At 39.7% G+C, this 6686-nt stretch carries 9 protein-coding genes; 4 read left to right on the top strand and 5 right to left on the bottom strand.

Going from position 1 to position 6686, the window contains the following annotated elements; genetic code table 11:
- Window positions 1–240: 240 nt before the first annotated feature.
- A complete protein-coding gene (locus AC1DSE_RS27405) occupies window positions 241–399 on the bottom strand; it encodes a hypothetical protein (RefSeq protein WP_477511660.1) in 159 nt (52 codons plus the stop codon).
- A gap of 147 nt (window positions 400–546) precedes the next feature.
- Between AC1DSE_RS27405 and AC1DSE_RS27400 the strand changes: the two genes are divergently transcribed.
- Window positions 547–726: a hypothetical protein gene (locus AC1DSE_RS27400; protein WP_477511659.1), complete on the top strand. Its 180-nt coding sequence runs from the start codon at window positions 547–549 to the stop codon at window positions 724–726.
- A 32-nt stretch (window positions 727–758) separates the two neighbouring features.
- On the opposite strand, the gene AC1DSE_RS27395 is transcribed toward AC1DSE_RS27400, so the two are convergent.
- From AC1DSE_RS27395 to AC1DSE_RS27385, 3 genes are all read right to left on the bottom strand, one after another.
- Window positions 759–1400: a Bax inhibitor-1/YccA family protein gene (locus AC1DSE_RS27395; RefSeq protein ID WP_441907642.1), complete on the bottom strand. Its 642-nt coding sequence runs from the start codon at window positions 1398–1400 to the stop codon at window positions 759–761.
- A gap of 72 nt (window positions 1401–1472) precedes the next feature.
- Complete coding sequence (locus tag AC1DSE_RS27390) at window positions 1473–2285, bottom strand: GNAT family N-acetyltransferase (RefSeq protein WP_477511658.1); 813 nt, start codon at window positions 2283–2285, stop codon at window positions 1473–1475.
- Window positions 2286–2339: 54 nt separating this feature from the next.
- The gene (locus AC1DSE_RS27385) at window positions 2340–3290 is read right to left on the bottom strand and encodes a substrate-binding domain-containing protein (protein ID WP_477511667.1); all 951 of its coding nucleotides are present in this window, start codon (window positions 3288–3290) and stop codon (window positions 2340–2342) included.
- Window positions 3291–3448: 158 nt separating this feature from the next.
- Here AC1DSE_RS27385 and modA point away from each other — a divergent pair, with 158 nt between their 5' ends.
- Entirely contained in the window at window positions 3449–4291 is an 843-nt protein-coding gene (gene modA / locus AC1DSE_RS27380; RefSeq protein ID WP_477528508.1) for a molybdate ABC transporter substrate-binding protein, read from the top strand.
- A gap of 85 nt (window positions 4292–4376) precedes the next feature.
- On the opposite strand, the gene AC1DSE_RS27375 is transcribed toward modA, so the two are convergent.
- On the bottom strand, window positions 4377–4784 hold the full coding sequence (locus AC1DSE_RS27375; RefSeq protein WP_477511656.1) for a TerB family tellurite resistance protein: 408 nt from the start codon (window positions 4782–4784) through the stop codon (window positions 4377–4379).
- Window positions 4785–4936: 152 nt separating this feature from the next.
- Between AC1DSE_RS27375 and AC1DSE_RS27370 the strand changes: the two genes are divergently transcribed.
- Window positions 4937–5839, top strand: a complete 903-nt coding sequence (locus tag AC1DSE_RS27370) for a YihY/virulence factor BrkB family protein (protein WP_477528507.1) — start codon at window positions 4937–4939, stop codon at window positions 5837–5839.
- Window positions 5840–5938: 99 nt separating this feature from the next.
- On the top strand, window positions 5939–6686 hold a 748-nt coding region (locus AC1DSE_RS27365; protein WP_477528506.1), incomplete at its 3' end, for an alpha/beta fold hydrolase.

The following is a 6686-nucleotide window of genomic DNA, read 5'->3' as shown; positions in this document are numbered from 1 at the left end:
AGCCAAGCCTTTGCAATCTATTGTTTTGTCTGCTTGAATGTGATTCATCATTTCTTGAACCTCCTTTGCGTTTATTAATAAATCATTCGAACAACATACCCATGGGGGTATTGAAAAAGGCGAAAAAATGACGCCGTACATATACCCCTATGGGTATAAGGTGTTGATAAAAATATACATGTTTTAAATGCAGATGTCAACGTGGCATCACAATAAAAAAGACCGCCATTCAGCGGTCTCTTAGTAATCTCTTTCTTTATCCCTTTTTCTTCTTTCCTGATCTCTCTTCAAAGCACGCCTCAATTCATCTTTGTTTCGATTTCTTCTAGGCATCTTTCCGTTTATTTCAAATAATAAAATAACAATCATCGTTAGCAGTAAAACGATTATAAACCCCATCTCTTTCCTCCTAGGATAAAGTTATACTGGGCATTGCTCTGAAAATTAAAAGGTGAAATAAACAATGAAAGATCTACTCTTTTTACCAACGGACTCAGATCGCATAATGAAAGCATAAGCATTGATTGGTAAGAGGAGGAATGGATCATGTTGTTTCATTACTATGTAGCAGAAAGTTTATGGAGGGATCAACAGCAAGCTTTGGATAAGCGAATTCGTAGAGGGGATTTTATTGATTGTGATATCAAAGCAGCTTCACCCGATAAATCAATTATTAAAAGATGGTTATTGACACGTAAAAAAAAAGGGGTTAATCCTCAAGTATGAAGATTAACCTTATTGGCAATTAGGACGAACGATTAATCATCCAGCAAGGATTTCACAAAACGTAGGGCGAACAAAATGATATTAACCAAATCAAGATAAATATTAACGATCATCAGTGGAATATCTTTGTCTTCAAAACCTTCCTTGGACATACGGCTAAAGTCATAAAGTGTATAACCGATGAAAATGAGTAATCCAAAGCCGGCATAAATGGTTTCCATCATCCCTCCAAAAGGGAAAATAAATTGCATAAGACCGATAACGATGAGCCCAATTAATGATGCGAACAAAAACCCGCCAAGAAAGCGAAAATCCTCTTTGGAGTATGTAGCGTAGATCGCAAGGCCTGCATAAACGAGTACAGCAACGGCAACGGTTTGAATGACGACTGATGTACCCATGGAGGCGATATAATAGCTTAAAGAAAACTGCAAGGTTGCACCAGATACAATCATAAACACGTACATCAGTGAGTAGCCAATGGCTGTTGATTTACGCAAAAACATGATGGCAATGATTAATCCAATCTCGACAATAAACAGTGGGATTCGTGCGGCGCTGGGAAGCATTGTTCCTATGTACATGCCGCCTACTGAAACAATTAAGGCAAAGAAAAAGGTTAGCATTAATTTTTGCATCGGTTTACCATAACCGCTTGACTGCGTATAGCTCATCTTATTTTTCTCCTGTCATCCATATTTATGGATCAATAATAGCATGAAAAGCATGAATACAAAATGTTCTTTTTATTTTTTCATTATGGATCTCGTCCATGCGATATGTAATCCGGCTCTTTCCATATTATGTTGACTGCTTGATCCGAAGCTAGCCTGTGCTACGACGAGCTCACAGCCTGCAAGATGCGCTTCATGTAGACGCCAGTTTAATAGTGCTGTTTGCAGACCTTGGTTTCTAAATGTAGGGGCAGTAGCCGCAAGAGCACATGATGCGATTCCATCCTCATTCATATGCATGACACCTACACCTGCAGGTATGTCATTTAAATACGCTAGATAGATTTTCCACCCTTTTCGATTCAGTAAACCAATATTGTTATTAACAAAGTGGTGTTTATCGGACAATGACATGCCTGATCCTAGGCAATGGATTTCAGCATAATGATCGAACACCTCCTCTGTAACGACTTCCGAAATCGTGATATGAGGAGGCAAAACAGGTTTATCTTCACTTGGCAGTCCATAAAGAACAGAATGAAAGCCATTTTGTCGAAAACCGAGCTCTGCCAATTTCCCAAACAGAGCAGCTGTGCATTGTATAGGATCCAAATCAATTTGAAAGCTTCTGTCTCTTGCTTCATAAAACTTGATAATCTCCTCCAGCTTGTCGCTGTCCTCATCGCCCAAACCTTTTACCGAATTAAAAATGCCCCAAGGCATTGTTTTTATATAGTAAGCTACAGCTTGGCCATAATGATTAATCTCGACTCCTTCAAGATTGCCTAGTCTCTCTCCTATGGAACTAATTCTTGATGTAAGATATTCCATTTCTGATTGCTGTATTCGTTTAATTAAAGCTTCATTCAAAATGGGAAGTTTCATCTCCATCCATCCTTGCGCATTATAATGGGATTCATCTGAAAAGTGAAATCTGCATTAACATTCATAAAGAACATTTCCTGTCTGTGATAAGTCATAGCCGGAAATAGCTGCAAGCTCCTGTTGAAATGAAGCGGACTTCAAAATTTCGATAATCAAGTTAATGAGATCGCTATTCTCTGAATTTTTCATAATGACAAGATCGTAACGTTCACTAACTAAAGGAATAAAGTCCACTCCAGTTACGATCGCTGCTGCTTTTTCTATCCCAACTCCAACATCTGCCTCGCAACCCGCCACTTTTGCTGCAACGCCTAGATGATTTGTCAGTTCGTCCTCATAGCCGAGAAGCTCACGTGCCGAAATACGATGCAATCGAAGCTGTTCCTCTAACAATACACGAGCCCCGGAGCCTTTTTCTCGATTAATAATACGTAAGTCTGTCTGAACAAGATCGCTCCATCCTTTTAGGTTTCGCGGATTCCCTTTTTGGACAAATAATCCGGCTTTCCTAGATAGCAGATTAATAACAACGTATGACGAGCCGACGAGCAGCTTGCGTATGTACGGAATATTGTATTCGCCCGTATCGCCGTCTAACAGATGGGTGCTTACGACATCGGAYTGCCCATTATACATGGAGATCAAACTATCTAGACTGCCGGCATTAGACCGCAGTGGGCGAAGTGCGTGTGTATATTTCTCAATATGCCTTCCGAGTATGTCGAGGCTGATGTCTTGTCCTGTGATGACAATGGAGCGAGCGCCAAGGCTCTGGCGTGCTGTGCTTGCAGCATCTGGTTGAATAATTAAAGCGTCACGCAAGCTTTGCTGGTTCCCCTTTGAGCGCTGCTTATAGGCTTCTAAATCAGAAGCATCCACTCTCATTTGTTTACCTACTCGGTATGAGGCCAAATCCCCTTTTTTGATAAGATCATAAACGGTTAATTTGGATATTTTGAGCAGCTTAGAGATTTCCTCTGTCGTATAGGAAATATTTTCAGATATGTTAATCACCTCTTAAGGATTGTATGCAGTAATCATTATTGTAGCATAAACAACGGAAATACTGTGGTGATTCGCTTTACAAATCTATTTCCTTCACCTTATAATCGGAAAATGGATTATGTCTATTTATATCTAAACATAACGAAAGAGGGTATTAAATGATTGATTTACTTAAAAAAAGCTATGTTTTATTGTATTTGGTTATGATTATGGTCGTTGTAACGGCCTGTGGTTCGAATCAAACGAATCAACCAAGCTCCACCAATCAACCAGAATCAACAGCAATTAGTACGGAAACACCTGCTGAAAATGTTGATTTAACGATTTCGGCAGCTGCAAGTTTAACGGATGCGTTAAAGGAAATTGAAACACAATTTAAGGTAATTCACCCTAATGTAAAACTGAATTTTAACTTTGGCGCTTCAGGCGCTCTTCAGAAGCAGATTGAAAATGGCGCGCCTGCGGATCTTTTCCTCTCAGCTGCTTCCAAAAACATGAAGTCACTAGTAGATGCGAAGCTGATTGCTGAGGATAGCCAAACAAATCTCCTCTCTAATGGTCTCGTGCTCGTCACTTCAAAAACGTCAAAAACGCAGCTTGCAAAGGTTAATGATCTGTTGAACGCTGATGTCAAAACGATTGCAATTGGCATCCCAGAGAGCGTACCGGCTGGAAGCTATACGAAAGAAGCCTTGGAACAAGCAAAGCTATGGGATAGCTTGCAACCGAAGGTTGTTCAAGCGAAGGATGTCCGTCAGGTTCTTCAGTACGTTGAAACAGGCAATGCAGACGCGGGTTTTGTTTATAAGACTGACGCTTTAACATCAGATAAAGTCAATATTGTCCTTACCGTTGATCCTGCAACATACACGCCGATCACCTATCCGATTGGTATCGTTACAGCAACAAAGCATCTTCCAGAATCGAAGCAATTTTATGATTATCTTCAAACGGCAGAGGCAATGGCTGTGTTTRAAAAATTCGGTTTTTCGAAGCCATAATGCATGTAAGAAAAAGCAGTACTTAAAAAACCTCTATTCTTCCACTGGGAAGAATAGAGGTTTTTTACTTATGTCTGCAATTTTATTAAGGGTTCAATATAAGCTTAAGGCCTTCAATTTTGAGCTGATCCATACGAATAACCCAGTTTTTAATGGATTCACAAGTTTCTTCGTCTAGATTAAGAAGCTCTTTCATATCCTTTGTTAATTCTTTTTCATCGTCATTGTAGTCGCCGTCAGCGAATATGAGAAGCAGAATTTCTGCGAAAAAGATTTTTTTTACATGATCATCATTAATATTTACTAGTATATCTGCTAACTGCTTTTCGGATGAAAAGCTTATTACGGCTTGCTGCATATCCATCTCTTGCATATACGATTGAAGAAATCCTTGTTCTTTCTTGTGAATGAACCCATCAGCATTTGCTGCAAGATGTGCTAATTCGAGAAATGCTTCTTTTTGCTCCTTGGTTTGTAGAAAATGTAAAAACATAAGGTCCACTCCCTTCATTCGAAAATATTTACTCATACTCTTATTCGACATGATTTGACTATTTCCTACTTGCTGCTTATCTTTTCTATTTCAATAAATGTTTTGTAGCCTGCTATTTTGTTTAGTTTTATATCAAAAGGATGGTGGTCTTCATGAAACAAAAATTCAACACGATGYAATTTATAAAATGCTTATACAGCCGTTTTCGTGAGGATGATGTGCCTGCGCTTGGCGCACAGCTGACGTATTATTTGATCTTATCGTTTTTCCCCTTTCTTATATTTATGGTCAGTTTGCTTAGCTTTATCGAAATGTCTGGCGATAGCGTGATCGCAGAGTTTATTCGCCTTCTACCTGCAGAAGCAAGTGATACGATTAGCGGAATTCTTGCTGAAGTTGTAGATAACAGCAGCGGAACACTGCTGTCATTCGGTATGATTGCGACCATTTGGTCTGCCTCAAACGGTATTAATGCGATTTTGAAAGGATTGAACAAAGCGTACGATGTTGAGGAACAGCGACCGTTTTGGAAGGTACGCGGAATTTCGCTGCTATCAACAATTTTTTTAGTGGTCGTTATTGTTTTGGTCATGGTTATGCTTATTTTCGGTAAAGCTATTGGCGAATACTTATTTAAGTGGCTTGATTATCCAAATGGATTCGAATGGATTTGGAATGTATTGAAGTATGTCATACCAATTTCCGCAATGACAGCCGCCTTTTCCTTGCTTTATTGGATTGTTCCTAACAGAAGGCTGAGCTTAAAAGAAGCTGTGCCAGGTGCTTTATTTGCAACTTTTGGTTGGATTGCGACTTCACTTGTTTTTCAGTTCTATATGAACAATTTTGGGAACTATTCGAAAACATACGGCAGTCTTGGCGGAGTAATCATCCTGTTGATTTGGCTCTACATTAGCTCTATCCTCATCATGCTTGGCGGTGAAATCAATGCTACGCTTGCTTCAGCAAAAAGCATAATTCCACCCAATAACTCGGCTAGACATCGCTTTCGCATTCCGCTTAATCAGAATAAGGATATTAAAACGATAACATAAGTGGGAAATTTACAGCCTTGAACAGATACTGGGCGATGATTAACCTTAAATGGATTATAGGCATATGCTGAATAATCTGATTTTGAGGAGTAATGCTGCATGTATCAAATTGAACAAAACACGATTAACTACGCATATCCATACTCGGATGTTTTCGCAACCAGTGTAAGATTGATGCAGAGCGAACAGCCGCTCACTTTTGTTCTCGTTCATGGCTCCTGGGCGGATGCGAGCTTTTGGAATGGCATCGGTTATGAATTAACCAGTATGGGCCATACCGTGTTCGCGCCTGAATATCCCGGGCATGGTGCAGATCCTAATAAAAACGTCACTCATGAAATGATAAGTCATTCTGTTGCTGCTTCTATTGCGTCAAGAAATCTTCAGCAAATCATACTTGTGGGTCATAGCTTCGGAGGCTCCGTTATCCAAAAGGTTGCAGAGCTGATTCCAGAGCGTATTAGGAGGCTCGTGTTTTTGGATGCTTTTGTATTAAACGATGGTGAAATGGTCGCCGATGAATTTCCAGCCCCTGTAAAAGCTAGTTTCCAGCAGCTTAGGGAAAGCTCGAAGGATGATACGATCATGCTGCCATTTTCGCTGTTTCGTGAAACTTTTGTTAATTTGGCAAGCCTCGGCTTAGCAGAGAAAATGTACAGTATGGTAAGTYCAGAACCAGCAAAACCTTTTTATGAAAAACTCGATCTTAAAGTATTTTATAGTTTGAATATGCCGAAAAGTTATATTTTCTTAACGGAGGATAATGTTCTTCCACAGTACAACAGCGAATATGGATGGCATCCGCATATGTCCAACCGACTGGGCTTGTTCCGATACATCCAAGGTC

The sequence above is a fragment of the Paenibacillus sp. 01L418 genome (genome assembly GCF_056400045.1).
The sequence above is the reverse complement of the archived record's forward strand: the minus strand, read 5'-3'. Positions and strand labels throughout refer to the sequence as shown.